Below are 19,709 nucleotides of genomic sequence, written 5' to 3'. Positions count from 1 at the left end.
AAGCGCACGAGGAATTATGCGATGACTGAATATAACGATGAGTACTGGATGCGTCAGGCATTGCAGCTGGCCCTGCGCGCGCAGGAAGAGGGCGAGGTGCCGGTGGGTGCGCTGCTGGTGCTGGACAATCAGGTCATCGGCGAGGGCTGGAACCGGCCGATCGGCCGGCACGATCCTACCGCGCACGCCGAGATCATGGCGCTGCGCCAGGGCGGCGCGGTGCTGCAAAACTACCGCTTGTTGAACGCCACGCTGTACGTCACGCTGGAACCCTGCGTGATGTGCGCCGGCGCGATGGTGCACAGCCGCATCCGCCGGTTGGTGTACGGCGCCGCCGACGAGAAAACCGGCGCGGCCGGTTCGCTGGTGGATATTTTGCGCCATCCGGGCATGAATCATCAGGTAGAGATCGTCTCGGGCGTGCTGGCGGACGAATGCGCCGCCACCCTGAGCAATTTCTTCCGCCTGCGCCGCGAACAGAAAAAAGCGCTCAAGCTGGCGCAGCGGGCGGCGGATAAGCCGGAATAATCAGTAGTTGAGCGCCAGTTCCGGCATCACCGTCGGATAGCCTTTTCCCAACGCTTCCTGCTCGGCGGCCGCCTGCGCCGCCTTTCTCTCTTTCTCCTGCAGATAACCCACCAGGCTGACCTGGTAGCGGCGGATGTTTTCTACATAATTGTAGGCTTCGCGCCCGCGCGCATAGCCATAGGTCAGCTGCGGGTAGTAGCGCTTTTGGCTGAGCATCGGCAGACGCTGTTTGACGTCGACCCAGCTGTCCGGGTTGCCTTTTTGCGTTTTGGTCAGCTTGCGCGCGTCCAGCATATGGCCCCAGCCCATGTTGTAGGCCGCCAGCGAGAACCAGATGCGCTCATCTTCCGGCACGCTGTCCGGCACCTTGGCCATCAGCCGCTGCAGGTAAAGGGCGCCGCCCTGAATGCTCTCTTCCGGATCGAGGCGATCGTTGACCCCCAGGCCGTCGGCGGTGGCGCGGGTCAGCATCATCAGGCCGCGCACGCCGGTGGGGGAGGTGGCCTGCGGATTCCAGTGCGATTCCTGATAGGCGATGGCCGCCAGCAGCTTCCAGTCGATCTCGTTGGCGTGTTTCTCGAACAGCGGGCGGAAGTTGGGCAGCACCGAGTCGATGGCCGACAGGAAGGTTTTGGTATCCACGTAGTCGAAGCTGCCGACGTGGCCGAGGTATTTCTCTTCCAGCCGCGCCAGGGTGCCGTCGTCCACCATTTGACTGTAGAAATCCAGCATCGCCGCGTACAGGCTGTCGTCGCCGTCGCGTTTGAGGTACCAGGTGACCGGCTCTTCGTCGGTGACGTCGAACGCCACCGCCAGCTGCGGATGGATGCGCTGCAGCAACGCGATGGTCACCGAATCGCCGAGGGTATAGTCCAGCTTGCCGTCGGCAACCCGCTCCAGCAGCTCTTTGGAGGTGAGATCGCTGGAGGACTCCCAGGCGAGATCCGGGTATTTATCCTGTTTGAGCTGCTTTAGCGTGCTGACGTGCGCGGAACCGGAGGCGACCGCCAACTTGCCTTTGATGTCGGCGAAGCCTTTTGGCCGCGGGGTGCCCAGCCGGTACACCAGCTGTTGGGAAACGGAGTAATAGGCGGGGCCGGTGCGCGCGCGGCTGAGGCGCTCCTGGTTGTAGATAAGGCCCGCCGCCAGCAGGTCGGCGTCGTCGTCGTCCAGATCGTCGAACAGGTCATTGATGTTCTGATGGGGGATCACCACCAGTTTTACCCCGAGGTAGTTGGCGAAGCGCTTGGCCAGTTCGTAGTCGAGCCCACCCGGCCCTTGCTTGGTGTTGAAATAGGTCAGCGGTGAGTTCAGCGTGCTGATACGCAACTCGCCGCGGGAAATGATCTCCTGGAGTTGCCCGCCCTGGCCGCTGCGCCAGGTGATATTGGGCCACAGCGCGAGAGCCAGAAGCAGGGTGACAACGCCGATGAGGATGTAGTTTATTTTAAGACGTTTCAAATAGTTATCCAGTGGTGGCACAGGTACGCCGGCGACGACAACCGCGACTTTTCTCATGGTTAAATCACCAGTGCGGGGGGCATTTTGCGCAACAAAACGCCAGTGTGCAACTTTATTGACACGTTATGACAATTCGACGGTGCGGCGCGCTTTTATCAATAAACCCTACGCAAACGGTTTCGTCGGCGGCGAGGATTCTCTATAATGACGCGCGTTTTCCCCTGTTGCGCCCAATGAAGCGTCTTATCCGTCGCTTCGAAGACGAGAGAACTTTGATTATGGAAATTCTGCGTGGTTCGCCCGCTTTATCGGCTTTTCGCATTACCAAACTGCTGTCCCGCTGCCAGGACGCCCACCTGCCCGTCAGTGATATCTACGCCGAGTATGTCCACTTTGCCGATGTTAGCGCACCGCTAAGTGCCGAAGAACACGCCAAACTTCAGCGCTTGCTCAAGTACGGTCCTTCTCTCGCCGAACACGCCCCCGAAGGCCGGCTGCTGCTGGTCACGCCGCGCCCGGGCACCATTTCCCCCTGGTCTTCCAAAGCCACCGACATCGCCCACAACTGCGGTTTGCAACAGGTGCTGCGGCTGGAGCGCGGTCTGGCGTTCTACGTCAAGGCGCCTGAGCTGACCGAAGCCCAGTGGCACCAGCTCGCCGCGCTGCTGCACGATCGCATGATGGAAACCGTCTTCAGCGAGCTGCAACAGGCTGAACAGCTGTTCGCGCACCATCAGCCGGCGCCGTATCAGTCGGTCGACGTGCTGGGCGCAGGGCGCGCCGCGCTGGAGCAGGCCAACGTCCGGCTCGGCCTGGCGCTGGCGCAGGACGAGATCGATTACCTGCTGAATGCCTTTACCGGTTTGGGGCGCAACCCGACGGATATCGAACTCTATATGTTTGCGCAGGCCAACTCTGAGCACTGCCGCCACAAGATTTTCAATGCCGACTGGATCATCGACGGCGAACAGCAGCCCAAGTCGCTGTTCAAAATGATCAAGAACACCTATGAGCAGACGCCGGACTATGTGCTGTCGGCGTATAAAGACAACGCCGCAGTGATGGAAGGCTCGCAGGTCGGCCGCTTCTTCGCCGCGCCGGAGAACGGCACGTACGACTACCATCAGGAAGACGCGCATATCCTGATGAAGGTGGAAACTCACAACCACCCGACGGCGATCTCGCCGTGGCCGGGCGCCGCGACCGGCTCCGGCGGCGAGATCCGTGACGAAGGCGCCACCGGCCGCGGCGCCAAGCCGAAGGCCGGCCTGGTGGGCTTCTCGGTGTCCAACCTGCGCATTCCCGGCTTTGAACAGCCGTGGGAGCAGGACTTCGGCAAGCCGGAACGCATCGTCACCGCGCTGGATATCATGACCGAAGGCCCGCTGGGCGGCGCGGCGTTCAACAACGAATTCGGTCGTCCGGCGCTGCTGGGCTACTTCCGTACCTATGAAGAGCGCGTCAACAGCCACAACGGCGTTGAGCTGCGCGGCTACCACAAACCGATCATGCTGGCGGGCGGTATCGGCAACATCCGCGCCGATCACGTGCAGAAAGGGGAAATCACCGTCGGCGCCAAGCTGGTGGTGCTGGGCGGCCCGGCGATGAATATCGGTCTGGGCGGCGGCGCGGCGTCATCGATGGCGTCCGGCCAGTCCGATGCCGATTTGGACTTCGCGTCGGTGCAGCGCGACAACCCGGAAATGGAACGCCGCTGTCAGGAAGTGATCGACCGCTGCTGGCAGCTGGGCGACCAGAACCCGATCCTGTTTATCCATGACGTCGGCGCCGGCGGCCTGTCCAACGCCATGCCGGAGCTGGTGAGCGACGGCGGCCGCGGCGGCCGCTTCGAACTGCGCGACATCCTCAACGACGAGCCGGGCATGAGTCCGCTGGAAGTATGGTGCAACGAATCGCAGGAACGTTACGTGATGGCGATCGCCCCGGCGCAGATGGCGCAGTTCGACGAGATCTGCCGCCGCGAGCGCGCGCCTTACGCGGTGATCGGCGAAGCGACCGAAGAGCAACATCTGACGTTGAACGATCGTCACTTCGACAATCAGCCGATCGACATGCCGCTGGACGTGCTGCTCGGCAAGACGCCGAAGATGACCCGCGACGTGACCCGTCTGCAGGCGCAGGGCCAGGCGGTACAGCGTGAGAACATCACGCTGGCCGACGCGGTGAAGCGCGTGCTGCATCTGCCGGCCGTCGCGGAGAAAACCTTCCTGATCACCATCGGCGACCGCACCGTCACCGGCATGGTGGCGCGCGACCAAATGGTCGGCCCGTGGCAGATCCCGGTAGCCGACTGCGCGGTCACCACCGCCAGTCTGGACAGCTATTATGGCGAAGCGATGTCGCTCGGCGAACGCGCGCCTGTGGCGCTGCTGGACTTCGCCGCCTCCGGCCGCCTGGCGGTCGGGGAAGCGCTGACCAACCTGGCCGCCACGGAAATCGGCAGCCTGAAGCGCGTGAAGCTGTCCGCCAACTGGATGGCCGCCGCCGGCCACCCGGGTGAAGACGCCGGCCTGTACGAAGCGGTGAAAGCGGTGGGCGAAGAGCTGTGCCCGGCGCTGGGCATCACCATTCCGGTGGGCAAAGACTCCATGTCGATGAAAACCCGCTGGCAGGAAGGCAATGAACAGCGTGAAATGACCTCGCCGCTGTCGCTGGTCATCACCGCCTTCGCCCGCGTGGAAGACGTGCGCCACACCGTGACGCCGCAATTGCGCACCGATAAGGGCGACAGCGCGCTGCTGTTGATCGACCTGGGCAACGGCCATAACGCGCTGGGTGCTACCGCGCTGGCGCAGGTTTATCGCCAACTGGGCGACAAACCGGCCGATGTGCGCGATGTCGCGCAGCTGGCGGGCTTCTTCAACGCCATGCAGCAGCTGGTGGCCGATCGCGCGCTGCTGGCTTATCACGACCGCGCTGACGGCGGCCTGCTGGTGACGCTGGCGGAGATGGCCTTCGCCGGTCACTGCGGCGTAGAGGTTAACCTCGATGGCCTCGGCGACGATGCGCTGGCGGTGCTGTTCAACGAAGAGCTGGGCGCGGTGATCCAGGTGAGCGCCGAACGTCTCGACGACGTGAAGCGGGCGTTCGCGCAGCACGGTCTGACCGACAACGTGCATCGCATCGGCAGCGTACAGGCCGGCGATCGTTTCGTCATCAATCAGCACGGCAAAGCGTTGTACAGCGAAAGCCGCAATACCCTGCGCACCTGGTGGGCGGAAACGACCTGGCAGATGCAGCGCCTGCGCGACAACCCGGCGTGCGCCGATCAGGAACATCAGGCCAAGCAGGATGAACAAGATCCCGGCCTGAACGTGAAGCTGACCTTCGCACCGGAGGAAGACATCGCCGCGCCGTATATCGCCAAGGGCGCTCGCCCGAAAGTGGCGGTGCTGCGCGAGCAGGGGGTGAACTCCCACGTTGAAATGGCGGCGGCGTTCCACCGCGCCGGCTTTGACGCCGTGGATGTACACATGAGCGATCTGCTGGCGGGGCGCCGCGATCTGCAGGACTTCCACACGCTGGTGGCCTGCGGCGGCTTCTCTTACGGCGACGTCCTGGGCGCCGGCGAAGGTTGGGCGAAGTCTATCTTGTTCAACGAGCGGGTACGCGACGAGTTCGAAGCGTTCTTCCACCGTCCGCAGACGCTGGCGCTGGGCGTGTGCAACGGCTGCCAGATGATGTCCAACCTGCGCGAGCTGATCCCGGGCGCAGAACACTGGCCGCGCTTTGTGCGCAACCTGTCGGATCGTTTCGAGGCGCGCTTCAGCCTGGTGGAAGTGGCGGCCAGCCCGTCGCTGTTCCTGCAGGGCATGACCGGTTCGCGTATGCCGATCGCCGTTTCCCACGGTGAAGGGCATGTCGAAGTGCGCGATGCTGCGCATCTGGCGGCGCTGGAAAGCCACGGTTTGGTGGCGCTGCGTTTCGTCAACAACGCCGGTCAGGTGACGGAAGCTTACCCGGCTAACCCGAACGGTTCGCCGAACGGCATTACCGCCGTGACCAGCGCCAGCGGGCGTGCCACGGTGATGATGCCGCACCCGGAACGCGTGTTCCGCACGGTCAGCAACTCCTGGCATCCGGAAGAGTGGGGCGAGGACAGCCCGTGGATGCGCATGTTCCGCAACGCCCGTAAGCAACTGGGCTAAAAACGGCCACCACCGTACAGAGGGCGCAAGCAATTGCGCCCTTTTTTATGGCCGGCACTCGGCGATTGGCGGCAGTGTCTGCATTTAGCGACAAGCGCTGGTTTGCTTGTCGCTAAATGGAGACATTTAACCCATTGATTTTATTGCCGGTAAACAGGTTTGACTTTAGTTGTCGGCGTTTGGCGACAGGGTGGTGTTTTTTTCATCGTGCATTGGTGCTGATTGGGCGCATGGATTTACCTTTCTTTATTTATTATCAAATAAAATCATTGTGTTATGATTTTTGTTGCAAAGTTGGCACGTAACGTGCATTATTCTCGGCGGCTGCTCATTCACCTTTTTATGACGGTGCCGAAATTAGACGGCAAATTACCTCATAAGCCTCCGAATGATGCCAAAGAAATGGTGCCTATCGTCCAACCAAACCGATAACAGACCGCGCAAGCGGCTTTATCAAGCATCGGGCGACACGTGGAGTGAGGCACCGCCTGTATCCAACTGTGATGAAGGGTTCATCAATCCTGGATACTTACGGATGCTATTCGTCCCGTTCGATGCCAGCCGCTGCGCTACATCACCCTGGGGACGAGGTTCAAGGGCATCCACACTTTCCTTGCGTTGGGGCAAGTTTCTTGCCCCGATGTCATTTCTCAACGCTGCGCTTATCCCTGTTTCGTTACCTATGCTCTCGAACGCAGACGTTATCCCCACGCTATCGCTTTTGCACCGGTTGATGTTACCGAGGCCGCATGCCGTCGGCAGGCCAGGCCTATGGGCGCGTTTCACCGAACCCGCAACTTTTTCCTTGTGCGTTCAGGATTCTCCCTTGCCGGGCTTTTCTCTTTCCGGCGAGTCAGTTAGCATCGTGACAGAGCTGAGAGAATGAGATGATTTCGTTGAAAAAATGGCGTTTATTCCCCCGTTCGCTGCGGCAATTGGTGCTGCTGGCGTTCCTGTTGGTGCTGCTGCCGCTGTTGGTGCTGGCCTATCAGGCCTACCAGAGTCTGGATCACCTGAGCGCGCAGGCGGCGGACATCAACCGCACCACGCTGGTGGACGCGCGGCGCAGCGAGGCGATGACCAGCGTGGCGCTGGAGATGGAGCGCAGCTATCGTCAGTACTGCGTGCTGGTTGAGCCCACGCTGCAGAAGCTGTACCAAAATCAGCGCAAGCAGTATTCGCAGATGCTGGACGCCCACGCGCCGATTCTGCCGGACGAGCGCTACTACCAAACGTTGCGTCAGTTGCTGACCCAGCTGGCGGCGATCAAGTGCCATAACAGCGGGCCGGACCAAGAAGCCTCCGCCTTGCTCGAGTCGTTCTCGCGCTCCAATGCCGAAATGGTGCAGGCCACGCGCGCGGTGGTGTTCTCGCGCGGCCAGCAGCTGCAGCAGGCCATCGCCGAGCGCGGCCAGTTCTTCGGCTGGCAGGCGCTGCTGCTGTTCCTGGTCAGCGTGCTACTGGTGGTGCTGTTCACCCGCATGATCATCGGGCCGGTCAAGGCCGTGGAGCGGATGATCAACCGCTTGGGGGAAGGGCGCGCGTTGGGCAGCACCGCATCGTTCAAAGGGCCGCGCGAGCTGCGTTCGCTGGCGCAGCGCATCATCTGGCTGAGCGAACGGCTGGCGTGGCTGGAGTCGCAGCGCCACGAGTTCCTGCGCCATATCTCGCACGAATTGAAAACGCCGCTGGCCAGCATGCGCGAAGGCACCGAACTGCTGGCCGACGAGGTGGCGGGGCCGCTGACTTCCGACCAGAAAGAGGTGGTGACGATCCTCGACAACAGCAGCCGCCACCTGCAGCAGCTGATTGAACAACTGCTGGATTACAACCGCAAACTGGCCGATGGCCCGGCGGAGCACGAGAACGTCGAGCTGCGCGAGATGGTCGATTTGGTGGTCGCCGCGCACAGTTTGCCGGCGCGGGCGAAGATGATTTCCACCGAAATCGCGCTGGAAGCGGAAATCTGCTGGGCAGAGCCTACGCTATTAATGCGCGTGCTGGATAATCTCTACTCCAATGCGGTGCACTACGGCAAGGAATCCGGTAACATTTGGATCCGCAGCCGTCAGGTTGGACAACGGGTGCAAATCGACGTCGCCAATACCGGCACGCCGATCCCCGAGGCTGAAAGAGCCATGATTTTCGAGCCTTTTTTCCAGGGTAGTCACCAGCGAAAAGGGGCGGTAAAAGGAAGCGGACTGGGGTTGAGCATCGCTCAGGACTGTATCCGTCGCATGCGCGGTGAGCTGCAACTGGCGACGGTCGCCGGTGCAGACGTCTGCTTCCGCATTGAACTGCCGTTAACCGCCGAGAATGAATAAATAATGTACACATGGTCTAAACGCCTTCGTCTTTCACAGACCGAACGTTCACCGCGTGCCACGCACAGAGCGCCGCTCGGCAAACGCCCGATCACCTGGCTGGGCGCCGTTTTCTTTATGCCGCTGTTGCTGGCGGGCTGCGTCGATCGCGCCGTCAGCGGCGGATTGAGCGCTCAGCAGCAAGAGGCGATCCCGGATACCAAGGTGATCGATTACCGCACCGCGGCTTGCGATACCCTGTGGCAATTGGACGACAAGGACGCGCTGGATAACGCGCTCTACTGGCTGCGCGCGATGGACTGCGCCGATCGCATCGGCTCGACCCAGGCGCGTGCGCTGGCGAAAACGGTGCCGGGCGACAGCTGGTCCGGCGTTTTCAAACAGAGCATCCTGCTGGGGAGCGCACAGCCGACCTCCGGTGAACGCCGCCAGATGCTCGACAGGATCAACAGTTACCGGATGGAGTTCCCCGGTTCGCTACGTCCGTTGACGCAGCTGTGGCGCCAGCAGCAGATGCTGCAGATCACGTTGTTCGATGAGAGAGCGCGTTATCAGCATCTGCAGGAGAGCAGCGACAGCCAGATCGATTCGCTGCGCCAGAATCAGGCGCGCCTGCAGTCGCAGCTGCAGGACACCTCGCGCAAGCTGGAAAACCTGACCGATATCGAACGCCAGCTCTCATCGCGCAAGCAGCTGCAAGGGGAAATCCCGGAAAACGGCGCGGGCCAGCAGAAGGGCGACGCCGCCGGTAAAAGCGGCGCGGCCGCCAAAGGCGCTGAAACGCAGGACGAACCGGAAAAAGGCACCGCGCTGCCGGTTGAACCGGAAGACACCTATACGCCGCACCCCGCCAATAAGGAGTCCCACGCGCAATGACCGCACGCAAACCGGCCAACCTGTTATTGGTTGACGACGATCCCAGCCTGCTGAAGCTGCTGGGCATGCGCCTGACCAGCGAAGGTTTTCACGTCACCACCGCCGAAAGCGGCCAGGAAGCGCTGCGCCTGTTGGCGCGCGAACAGATCGATCTGGTGATCAGCGATCTGCGCATGGATGAGATGGACGGCATGGCGCTGTTCGCCGAAATCCAAAAGCATCAGCCGGGCATGCCGGTGATCATTCTTACCGCGCACGGTTCGATTCCCGATGCGGTGGCCGCCACCCAGCAGGGGGTGTTCAGCTTCCTCACCAAACCGGTGGATCGCGATGCGCTCTATAAGGCCATCGACGAGGCGCTGTCGCTGTCGGCCTCCCCCGCGGGTGACGACGCCTGGCGCGAAGACATCGTCACCCGCAGCCCGTTGATGCTGCGCCTGCTGGAGCAGGTGAAAATGGTGGCCCAGTCCGACGTCAGCGTGTTGATCAACGGCCAGAGCGGCACCGGCAAAGAGGTGTTGGCGCAGGCGATCCACGCCGCCAGCCCGCGCGCGGGCAAGGCGTTCATCGCCATCAACTGCGGGGCGCTGCCGGAGCAACTGCTGGAGTCCGAACTGTTCGGCCACGCCAAGGGCGCCTTCACCGGCGCGGTCAGCAGCCGCGAAGGGCTGTTCCAGGCGGCGGCGGGCGGCACGCTGTTCCTCGACGAGATAGGCGACATGCCGCTGTCGCTGCAGGTGAAACTGCTGCGCGTGCTGCAGGAGCGCAAGGTGCGGCCGCTGGGCAGCAACCGCGATCTGGACATCGACGTGCGCATTATCTCCGCCACCCACCGCGATCTGCAAAAGGCGATGGCGAAGAACGAGTTCCGCGAAGATCTCTACTATCGCCTCAACGTGGTGAATCTGAAGATCCCGGCGCTCAACGAGCGCGCCGAAGACATTCCGCTGCTGGCCAATCACCTGTTGCGCGAAGCGGCTCAGCGGCACAAGCCGTTCGTGCGCAGCTTCTCGACCGACGCCATGAAGCGGCTGATGACCGCCAGCTGGCCGGGCAACGTGCGTCAGTTGGTCAACGTCATCGAGCAGTGCGTGGCGCTGACTTCGGCGCCGGTGATCAGCGAGGCGCTAGTGGAACAGGCGCTGGAAGGGGAAAACACCGCGCTGCCGACTTTCGCCGAAGCGCGCAACCAGTTTGAGTTGCACTATCTGCGCAAACTGCTGCAGATCACCAAGGGCAACGTGACCCAGGCCGCGCGCATGGCGGGCCGCAACCGCACCGAGTTTTACAAATTGCTGTCGCGCCACGAGCTGGACGCCAACGATTTCAAAGAATGACAGATTCCCGCCGGCGCCTGCCACGCAGGTTCTCAACAAATCCGGCGGAATGATTTACACTCCGTTCTCTTTGCCGCGGCGCGCCCCGGCGTAGAGCACCATGGAACGTATTAAGCGGGATCGTACACAAATGAGCAGATCACTTTCCATCGCCCTGGCCCAGCTGAACCTGCTGGTCGGCGACATTGAAGGCAACACCGAACGCATGTTGCAAATCGTGCAGGAGCAGCAGAAGGCGGGAGCCGATCTGGTCATGTTCACCGAACTGGCGCTGTCCGGCTACCCGCCGGAAGACCTGTTGTACCGCAATGATTTCTATCAGCGCTGTGATGCGCAGCTGCTGCGCCTGCAGCAGGCTTCCGCCGAGACGGCGATCCTGGTCGGCCACCCGTGGCGCGAAGGCGACAAGCTGTACAACGCGCTGTCGCTGTTTGCCGAAGGCCGCCTGCTGACCCGCTACTTCAAGCAGCAGTTGCCGAACTACGGCGTGTTTGATGAGAAGCGCTATTTCCACGCCGGCAACGACACCTGCGTGGTGGAACTGAAAGGCTACCGTCTGGGGCTGCTGATTTGCGAAGATCTATGGTTCCCGGAGCCGATCGACGCCGCCAAGGCCGCCGGCGCGGAGATTATCCTGTCGATCAACGCCTCGCCGTATAACCGCGAAAAACCGTATATCCGCAAAACGCTGATGGCCGGCCACTGCCAGCGCACCCAGCTGCCGCTGGTGTACCTCAACCAGGTCGGCGGCCAGGATGAGCTGATTTTCGACGGCTGCTCCAAGGTCTTCGACGCCGCCGGCACCATGACCCACCGTCTGGCGGCCTTCGACGAGCAGGTCACTCGCCTGGAATTCAACGAGCTGGACGTGGTGCCGATGGCCGATCCGGCCGCCGAACTGCCGCAGCTGGCGCAGGTGTATCAGGCGCTGGTGTTGGCGGTGCGCGACTACGTGACCAAGAACGGTTTCAAAGGCGCTGTGCTGGGGCTGTCCGGCGGCATCGACTCGGCGCTGACGCTGGCGATCGCCGTGGATGCGTTAGGTAAAGACAAGGTGCAGGCGCTGATGATGCCGTTCCGCTATACCGCGGACATCAGCATCGCCGACGCCAAGGAAGAGGCGGAAATCCTCGGCGTGGAGTTCGATATCGTCTCCATCGAGCCGATGTTCGATGCCTTTATGGGCCAGCTGTCGCCGATGTTCGCCGGCACCGAGCGCGACACCACCGAAGAGAACCTGCAGGCGCGTTGTCGCGGGGTGGTGCTGATGGCGCTGTCCAACAAACGCCGCAGCATCGTGCTGACCACCGGCAACAAGAGCGAAATGGCGGTGGGTTACGCTACGCTGTACGGCGATATGGCCGGCGGTTTCGACGTGCTGAAAGACGTGCCGAAAACGCTGGTGTTCAAGCTGTCCGAATACCGCAACACCGTCTCCTACGTGATCCCGCAGCGGGTAATCGATCGTCCGCCGTCCGCCGAGCTGGCGCCGGATCAGGTCGATCAGGACAGCCTGCCGCCGTACGATATCCTGGATGCGATCCTGGAAGGCTACGTTGAGCGCGACAAGTCGGTCGCCGATCTGGTGGCCGAAGGCTTCGACGAAGCGATCGTGCGCAAGGTGATCCGCCTGGTGGACATCAACGAATACAAGCGGCGTCAGGCCGCCGTCGGGCCGCGCATCACCGCCCGTAACTTCGGCAAAGACCGCCGCTACCCCATCACATCCGGTTTTGGCCGCAAAAATTGGTAATAAGGAAAGAAGATGAAAAAGATCGACGCGATTATCAAGCCGTTCAAACTGGATGACGTCCGCGAAGCGCTGGCCGAAGTGGGCATCACCGGCATGACGGTCACCGAAGTCAAAGGCTTCGGCCGCCAGAAGGGCCACACCGAGCTGTACCGCGGCGCCGAGTACATGGTCGACTTTCTGCCGAAGGTGAAGATAGAGATCGTGGTTGCCGACGACATCGTCGACACCTGCGTAGAAACCATCATGCAGACGGCGCAGACCGGCAAGATCGGTGACGGCAAGATCTTCGTCTTCGACGTGGCGCGCGTGGTGCGCATCCGTACCGGCGAGCAGGACGAAGAAGCGATCTGATCCTCCGCAGGATCATCGGCCATCAGGGCGCAGCTTGCTGCGCCCTTGTCATTTCTGTCCCCCGCACATCGCACTTCTTCGCCTCATTGTTCCCCTCATTTTTGCCTGTCGGCATTCTAAAAAAGCGAACGCTATCTCGTTTTTGATACTTTTCCCGATCGCTTCTCTCGCGAGATCTACAATCAACGTAACTATTTTGATTAAGGTGATCCCCAATGAATTTCAAGTTGCGGCTAGGCGGCAAGGGCGTGCATCCCCAGGAGCTTACTCAAGTAAGTGACTGGGGTAAGCGAACGCAGACAACAACGCAGCGGCTTGAAAGGCGATGGGGATGATGACGTTACGCCAAATCCGCCACTTTATCGCGGTGGCGGAAACCGGGTCGATCTCCGCCGGCGCCCAGGCGGTGTTTGTCTCCCAGTCTTCGCTGACGCTCGCTATCCAGCAGCTGGAAACCGAGATCGGCGTGCGGCTGTTCGATCGCCACGCCAAGGGCATGACGCTGACCCATCAGGGGCACCAGTTTTTGCGCCAGTCGTATCTGATCCTGGCGACGGTGGACAATGCCAAGCGCAGCCTGCAGATCGGCACTGAAAGCCTGACCGGCAAGCTGACCATCGGCGTCACCAGCCTGGTGGCCGGCTACTTCCTGGTGGAACTGCTCACGCGCTTTAAATCGGCCTATCCCAACGTCACCGTGCAGGTGGTTGAAGACGAACGCCCGTACATCGAGCATCTGCTGGTCAGCGGCGAGATCGACATCGGGGTGCTGATCTTGTCGAACATCGAGGACCGCGACGCGCTGCAGACCGAGGTGCTGATGCACTCGCCGTACCGCCTGTGGCTGCCGCCGCTGCACCCGCTGCTGGAGCACGAGAGCATCAGCCTGGCGGACGTGGCCAAACAGCCGCTGATCCAGCTCAACGCCGATGAAATGGACGTGCACGCGCGGCGCATCTGGGCGCGCGCCGGGCTGAAGCCGGAGATCGCGATGAAGACCGCCTCGACCGAGGCGGTGCGCAGCCTGGTGGCGGCGGGGATGGGGGTCTCCATCCAGCCGGACATGGCGTACCGCGCCTGGTCGCTGGAGGGCAATATGATCGAGGCGCGCAAGCTGGACGATCTGCTGGAGCCGCTGGATATCGGGCTGGCATGGCGGCGCGGCAGCGCGCGGCCGGAGCTGGTGACGCCGTTCCTCACCATCGCGCGCGAGAACGGCAGCAAACACGCCGCCGGGCTTAAGCATTCGATTTAATCGAACGCGGCGTTCAGTATTTAGAATTTGTTGCCCGCCAGAGGCTCGCTTAGGCTGATTAAAACTAACTTATTCACATTTGGTTAACGTTTTTGTCACTTAGGGGCGTCAGGCGATGGCGGATGTGCAGGTTCTCTCAGGTTTGTCCTGTCAGCAGTTCATTAACGGTCAGCTTATCGACGGCGAAGGCCAGCAGGAATGCATCGTCAATCCGGCCAACGGCGAGACGCTGATCGCCCTGACCGAAGCCTCTTCGGCGCAGGTCGGCAGCGCGGTGAAAGCCGCGCAGCAGGCGTTCGGCCATTGGTCGCGCACTACGCCGGCCCAGCGCGCCACGCTGTTGCTGCGCATCGCCGACGCCATCGAGCGGCAGGCGCCGCAGCTGGCGCATCTTGAGGCCCTCAACTGCGGCAAACCGCTGCATCAGGCGCTCAATGACGATCTGCCGGCGGCGGTCGACGTGTTCCGCTTCTTCGCCGGCGCGGTGCGCGCTCAACAAGGGCAGCTGGCCGGTGAGTATGTGCCGGGCCACACCTCGATGATCCGCCGCGATCCCATTGGTGTGGTGGCCTCGATCGCCCCCTGGAACTATCCGCTGATGATGGCGGCGTGGAAGATCGCGCCGGCGTTAGCGGCGGGCAATACCGTGGTATTCAAACCGTCCGAGCACACGCCGCTGACTATTCTGGCGCTGGTGCCGGCGCTGCAGGAAATCCTGCCGCCGGGCGTGCTGAACATTGTCTACGGCGGCGGTGAAGGGGTCGGCAGCCAGCTGGTGGGGCACCCGCAGGTGCGACTGGTGTCGGTCACTGGCGATATCGTCACCGGGCAAAAAATTCTTCAGGCGGCGGCCAAAAGCGTCAAGCGCACCCATCTGGAGCTGGGGGGCAAGGCGCCGGTGATCGTCTGCGACGACGCCGATCTTGACGAAGTGGTCAACGGCATTCGCACCTATGGCTATTACAACGCCGGCCAGGACTGCACCGCCGCCTGCCGCATCTACGCGCAGGCCGGCATCTATCCCAAACTGGTGGACGCGCTGGGCGAGGCGGTCGCCAGCCTGCGCTTCGCCCGCAAGCGCGATCAGGACAACGAGATCGGCCCGTTGATAAGCAGCCGCCAGCGCGATCGCGTCGCCAGCTTTGTCGAGCGGGCGCTCAGCCAACCGCATATCGAATTGATCACCGGCGCCGCGGCGCACTCCGGGCCGGGATTCTACTATCAGCCGACCCTGCTGGCGGGCTGCCTGCAAAGCGACGAGATCGTGCAGCGCGAGGTGTTTGGCCCAGTGGTCAGCGTCACGCGCTTCGAGCATCTGGCGCAGGCGGTCGAGTGGGCCAACGACTCGGAATATGGGCTGGCTTCGTCGGTGTGGACGCAAAATATCGATCGGGCGCTGCACATTGCCGCCCATCTGCAGTACGGCAGCACCTGGATCAACACCCATTTCACCTTGGCGAGCGAAATGCCGCACGGCGGCCTGAAACGCTCCGGCTACGGCAAGGATCTGTCCAGCGATTCGCTGCAGGATTACAGCGTTGTCAGGCACGTAATGGCGAAGTTCAAAGCCAGCTTCTAGCGGTTCTATAAAGCAAAATCGGGCGGCAGCCGTTCCCTGCCGCACACAGATACGCAACACAGGGGTAATTACGATGAGAAAAACTACCGCAGTCACCACCACCGTCTCCGCGCTCTGTCTCACCGTGCTGTGCGGCCTGGCTCAGGCGGCCGATCTGCCGCAGTCGCTGGGCAAAGGCGAAGGCCGGCTGGATATCATCGCCTGGCCCGGCTACATCGAACGCGGCCAGTCCGACAAAAACTACGACTGGGTCACCCAGTTTGAGAAGCAAACCGGCTGTGCGGTGAACGTGAAGACCGCCGCCACCTCCGATGAAATGGTCAGCCTGATGGCCAAAGGCGGCTACGATCTGGTGACCGCCTCCGGCGACGCCTCGCTGCGCCTGATCTTCGGCAAGCGGGTGCAGCCGATCAACACCGCGCTGATCCCGAACTGGAAGAACATCGATCCGCGCCTGCTGAACGGCGCCTGGTATACCGTGGACGGCAAAACCTACGGCACGCCGTACCAGTGGGGGCCAAACCTGCTGATGTACAACACCAAAACCTTCCCGACGCCGCCGGACAGCTGGGCGGTGATCTTCCAGCAGCAGAACCTGCCGGACGGCAAGAGCAACCAGGGGCGGGTGCAGGCTTACGACGGCCCGATCTACATCGCCGACGCGGCGCTGTTCCTGAAAGCCACCCAACCGCAGCTCGGCATCAGCGATCCTTACCAGCTCAACGAAGAACAGTATCAGGCGGCGCTGAAGCTGCTGCGCAGCCAGCACGCGCTGATCCACCGCTACTGGCACGATACCTCGGTGCAGATGAGCGACTTTAAAAACGAAGGCGTGGTGGCTTCCAGCGCCTGGCCGTATCAGGCCAACGCCCTGAAGGGCGAGGGGCAGCCGATCGCCACCGTGTTCCCGAAAGAGGGCGTGACCGGCTGGGCGGATACCACCATGTTGCACAGCGACGCCAAACACCCGAGCTGCGCCTACCAGTGGATGAACTGGTCGCTGGAGCCGAAGGTGCAGGGCGACGTGGCGGCCTGGTTCGGCTCGGTGCCGGCTTCGCCGGCGGGCTGCAAGGCCAGCGCGCTGTTGGGTGAGAAGGGCTGCGAAACCAACGGCTTCAACCAGTTCGACAAAATCGCCTTCTGGAAAACGCCTCAGGCGCAGGGCGGCAAGTTCGTGCCGTACAGCCGCTGGACCCAGGACTACATCGCCATCATGGGCGGCCGCTAAGCCGCGGGGCGCAGCCCGCTGCGCCCGAATTACATCCGTATGGAGCACAGAAAATGACCATTGCCGTGCAATTCATCGATGTTTCGCGGACTTTCGGCGATGTTCGCGCCGTGGATCGGGTATCCATCGATATTCAGGACGGGGAATTCTTCTCCATGCTCGGGCCGTCCGGCTCGGGCAAAACCACCTGCCTGCGCCTGATCGCCGGCTTTGAACAGCTGACTTCCGGCTCGATTCGCATTCACGGTCAGGAAGCCGCCAACCTGCCGCCGTATCAGCGCGACGTGAACACCGTGTTTCAGGATTACGCGCTGTTTCCGCACATGTCGGTGCTGGAAAACGTCGCCTACGGCCTGATGGTGAAGGGCGTCGCCAAACGCGAGCGGCTGGCGCGGGCGCAAGAGGCGCTGGAGAGCGTGGCGCTCGGTTTCGTTGCCGAACGCAAACCGGCGCACCTGTCGGGCGGCCAGCGTCAGCGCGTGGCGTTGGCGCGCGCGCTGGTCAATCGGCCGCGGGTGCTGCTGCTGGACGAGCCGCTCGGCGCGCTGGATCTCAAGCTGCGCGAGCAGATGCAGGGCGAGCTGAAGAAGCTGCAGCGTCAGCTGGGCATCACCTTTATCTTCGTCACCCACGATCAAAGCGAAGCGCTGTCGATGTCCGATCGGGTGGCGGTGTTCAATAACGGCCGCATCGAGCAGGTGGATACGCCGCGCGAGCTTTACATGCGGCCGAAGACGCCGTTCGTCGCCGAGTTCGTCGGCACCTCCAACGTGGTGCGCAGCGAGCTGGCGCAGCGCCTGCTCGGCGAAAGCCGAACCTTCTCGATCCGGCCGGAACATATCCGCCTGCTGGAGCACGGCGGCGCGGCGCAGGACGAGATCCAGGTGCAGGGCACGCTGCAGGAAATCCATTACCAGGGCGCGGCCACGCGGTATGAAATCGTGCTGAACGGCGGCGAAAAGCTGCTGGTCAGCCAGGCCAATCCGCAGTGGATCGCCGAAGGGCAACAGCGGCAGATCGGCCAGCCGATCGTCGCCTGCTGGCCGCGCGCGGCGATGGTGCCGCTGCTGGAGGAGAGGTGAGATGGACATGAGCATCGATTCCCCCCCGGCGCGCGGCGGCACCGTGCGCGCGCTGTCGACCTGGCTTTATCGCCGGCCGACGCTGTATCTGCTTTTGCTGCTGGTGCCGCCACTGCTGTGGTTCGGCGCGGTGTACCTCGGTTCGCTGCTGACGCTGCTGTGGCAAGGATTTTACACCTTCGACGATTTCACCATGGCGGTGACGCCGGATCTGACCTTCGCCAACCTCGCGGCGCTGTTCAACCCGGCCAACTACGACATTATCCTGCGCACGCTGACCATGGCGGTGCTGGTGTCGCTGGCCAGCGCGGCGCTGGCGTTCCCCATCGCCTATTACATGGCGCGTTACACCAGCGGCCGCGTCAAGGCGTTCTTTTACATCGCCGTGATGATGCCGATGTGGGCCAGCTATATCGTCAAAGCCTATGCCTGGACTTTGCTGTTGGCGAAAGACGGCGTGGCGCAGTGGTTCCTGCAGCACCTGGGGCTGGAGCCGCTGTTGGCGTCGCTGCTGACGGTGCCCGGCGTCGGTGGCAACACGCTGTCGACCTCGGGGCTGGGGCGTTTTCTGGTGTTCGTCTATATCTGGCTGCCGTTCATGATCCTGCCGATCCAGGCGGCGCTGGAGCGCCTGCCGCCCTCGCTGCTGCACGCTTCGGCGGATCTGGGCGCCCGGCCGGCGCAGACCTTCCGCCACGTCATTTTGCCGCTGGCGGTGCCGGGCATCGCCGCCGGGTCGATCTTCACCTTCTCGCTGACGCTGGGCGACTTTATCGTGCCGCAGCTGGTGGGGCCGCCGGGTTATTTCATCGGCAGCATGGTGTACGCCCAGCAGGGCGCGATCGGCAATATGCCGATGGCCGCGGCCTTTACGCTGGTGCCGATCGTCCTGATCGCCATCTATCTTTCCATCGTCAAACGTCTGGGGGCTTTCGATGCACTCTGAACGCGCGCCCTTAGGGCTGAAGCTGGCCGCCTGGGGCGGACTTGTCTTCCTGCATTTCCCGTTGGCGATCATCGCCATCTACGCCTTCAACACCGAGGACGCGGCCTTCAGCTTCCCGCCGAAGGGCTTCACGCTGCACTGGTTCAACGTCGCCGCCGGGCGGCAGGACATTATCGATGCGGTGTTGCTGTCGGCGCAGATCGCCTGCCTGGCGACCGCCATCGCACTGGTGCTCGGCACCCTGGCGGCGGCGGCGCTGTATCGGCGCGATTTCTTCGGCAAGGACAGCATTTCGCTGCTGTTGCTGCTGCCGATTGCGCTGCCGGGGATCGTCACCGGCCTGGCGCTGCTGGCGGCGTTCAAGGCGCTGAACATCGAGCCCGGCATCCTGACCATCGTCGTCGGCCATGCGACGTTCTGCGTGGTGATCGTGTTCAACAACGTCATCGCCCGGTTCCGCCGCACCTCGTACAGCCTGATCGAAGCGTCGATGGATCTCGGCGCCGACGGCTGGCAAACCTTCCGTTACGTGATCTTGCCGAACCTCGGCTCGGCGCTGCTGGCCGGGGGCATGCTGGCGTTTGCGCTGTCGTTCGATGAAATCATCGTGACCACCTTTACCGCCGGCCACGAGCGCACGCTGCCGCTGTGGCTGCTGAACCAGCTCGGTCGCCCACGCGACGTGCCGATCACCAACGTGGTGGCGCTGTCGGTGATGCTGTTGACCATGCTGCCGATCCTCGGCGCTTACTACCTGACCAAAGGTGGAGAAAGCGTCGCCGGCAGCGGCAAATAATTTCCTTACCCGACCTCTGATAAA

Annotated in this window: 14 protein-coding genes; 13 read left to right on the top strand and 1 reads right to left on the bottom strand. The window is 62.4% G+C overall.

From position 1 onward, the window contains the following. Positions 1–21 precede the first annotated feature (21 nt). The gene (gene tadA / locus EDY99_RS15785) at positions 22–528 is read left to right on the top strand and encodes a tRNA adenosine(34) deaminase TadA (RefSeq protein WP_033644114.1); all 507 of its coding nucleotides are present in this window, start codon (positions 22–24) and stop codon (positions 526–528) included. Here the strand turns inward: tadA and mltF are convergent, their stop codons facing one another. After that, a complete protein-coding gene (gene mltF, locus EDY99_RS15780) occupies positions 529–1,989 on the bottom strand; it encodes a membrane-bound lytic murein transglycosylase MltF (protein WP_033644113.1) in 1,461 nt (486 codons plus the stop codon). 278 nt (positions 1,990–2,267) lie between these two features. On the opposite strand from mltF, the gene purL reads away from it, so the two are divergent. From purL to EDY99_RS15720, 12 genes are all read left to right on the top strand, one after another. Next, the gene (gene purL, locus EDY99_RS15775; protein WP_123061915.1) at positions 2,268–6,158 is read left to right on the top strand and encodes a phosphoribosylformylglycinamidine synthase; all 3,891 of its coding nucleotides are present in this window, start codon (positions 2,268–2,270) and stop codon (positions 6,156–6,158) included. Between the two features lie 887 nt (positions 6,159–7,045). Further along, entirely contained in the window at positions 7,046–8,482 is a 1,437-nt protein-coding gene (locus EDY99_RS15770; protein WP_033644112.1) for a HAMP domain-containing sensor histidine kinase, read from the top strand. 3 nt (positions 8,483–8,485) lie between these two features. Further along, positions 8,486–9,358 (top strand): two-component system QseEF-associated lipoprotein QseG, encoded by an 873-nt coding sequence (gene qseG / locus EDY99_RS15765; protein WP_123061914.1) that lies wholly within the window; start codon positions 8,486–8,488, stop codon positions 9,356–9,358. After that, entirely contained in the window at positions 9,355–10,695 is a 1,341-nt protein-coding gene (glrR, locus tag EDY99_RS15760) for a two-component system response regulator GlrR (protein ID WP_033644111.1), read from the top strand. Before qseG ends, glrR begins: the two co-directional genes overlap by 4 nt. Positions 10,696–10,825: 130 nt before the next feature. Continuing rightward, complete coding sequence (locus tag EDY99_RS15755; protein ID WP_033644110.1) at positions 10,826–12,448, top strand: NAD+ synthase; 1,623 nt, start codon at positions 10,826–10,828, stop codon at positions 12,446–12,448. 12 nt (positions 12,449–12,460) lie between these two features. Further along, positions 12,461–12,799, top strand: a complete 339-nt coding sequence (glnB, locus tag EDY99_RS15750) for a nitrogen regulatory protein P-II (protein WP_004847623.1) — start codon at positions 12,461–12,463, stop codon at positions 12,797–12,799. Between the two features lie 331 nt (positions 12,800–13,130). Beyond that, positions 13,131–14,054 carry a LysR substrate-binding domain-containing protein gene (locus EDY99_RS15745; RefSeq protein WP_015378793.1) on the top strand — a complete coding sequence of 308 codons (924 nt, stop codon included), beginning with the start codon at positions 13,131–13,133 and terminating at the stop codon, positions 14,052–14,054. A 115-nt stretch (positions 14,055–14,169) separates the two neighbouring features. Continuing rightward, a complete protein-coding gene (locus EDY99_RS15740; protein WP_047573995.1) occupies positions 14,170–15,633 on the top strand; it encodes a gamma-aminobutyraldehyde dehydrogenase in 1,464 nt (487 codons plus the stop codon). 73 nt (positions 15,634–15,706) lie between these two features. Next, the gene (gene ydcS, locus EDY99_RS15735; protein WP_025303928.1) at positions 15,707–16,861 is read left to right on the top strand and encodes a putative ABC transporter substrate-binding protein YdcS; all 1,155 of its coding nucleotides are present in this window, start codon (positions 15,707–15,709) and stop codon (positions 16,859–16,861) included. A gap of 53 nt (positions 16,862–16,914) precedes the next feature. Next, the gene (locus tag EDY99_RS15730; protein ID WP_123061913.1) at positions 16,915–17,943 is read left to right on the top strand and encodes an ABC transporter ATP-binding protein; all 1,029 of its coding nucleotides are present in this window, start codon (positions 16,915–16,917) and stop codon (positions 17,941–17,943) included. Position 17,944: 1 nt separating this feature from the next. After that, positions 17,945–18,889 carry an ABC transporter permease gene (locus tag EDY99_RS15725; RefSeq protein ID WP_016929775.1) on the top strand — a complete coding sequence of 315 codons (945 nt, stop codon included), beginning with the start codon at positions 17,945–17,947 and terminating at the stop codon, positions 18,887–18,889. Beyond that, positions 18,879–19,685: an ABC transporter permease gene (locus tag EDY99_RS15720; protein WP_016929774.1), complete on the top strand. Its 807-nt coding sequence runs from the start codon at positions 18,879–18,881 to the stop codon at positions 19,683–19,685. The genes EDY99_RS15725 and EDY99_RS15720 overlap by 11 nt, the downstream gene beginning before the upstream one ends. Positions 19,686–19,709 lie beyond the last annotated feature (24 nt).

It is taken from the genome of Serratia sp. LS-1 (genome assembly GCF_003719595.1).
GTDB lineage: Bacteria > Pseudomonadota > Gammaproteobacteria > Enterobacterales > Enterobacteriaceae > Serratia > Serratia ureilytica.
Note: the sequence above shows the minus strand (reverse complement) of the source record. Positions and strands in the feature narration are given on the sequence as shown.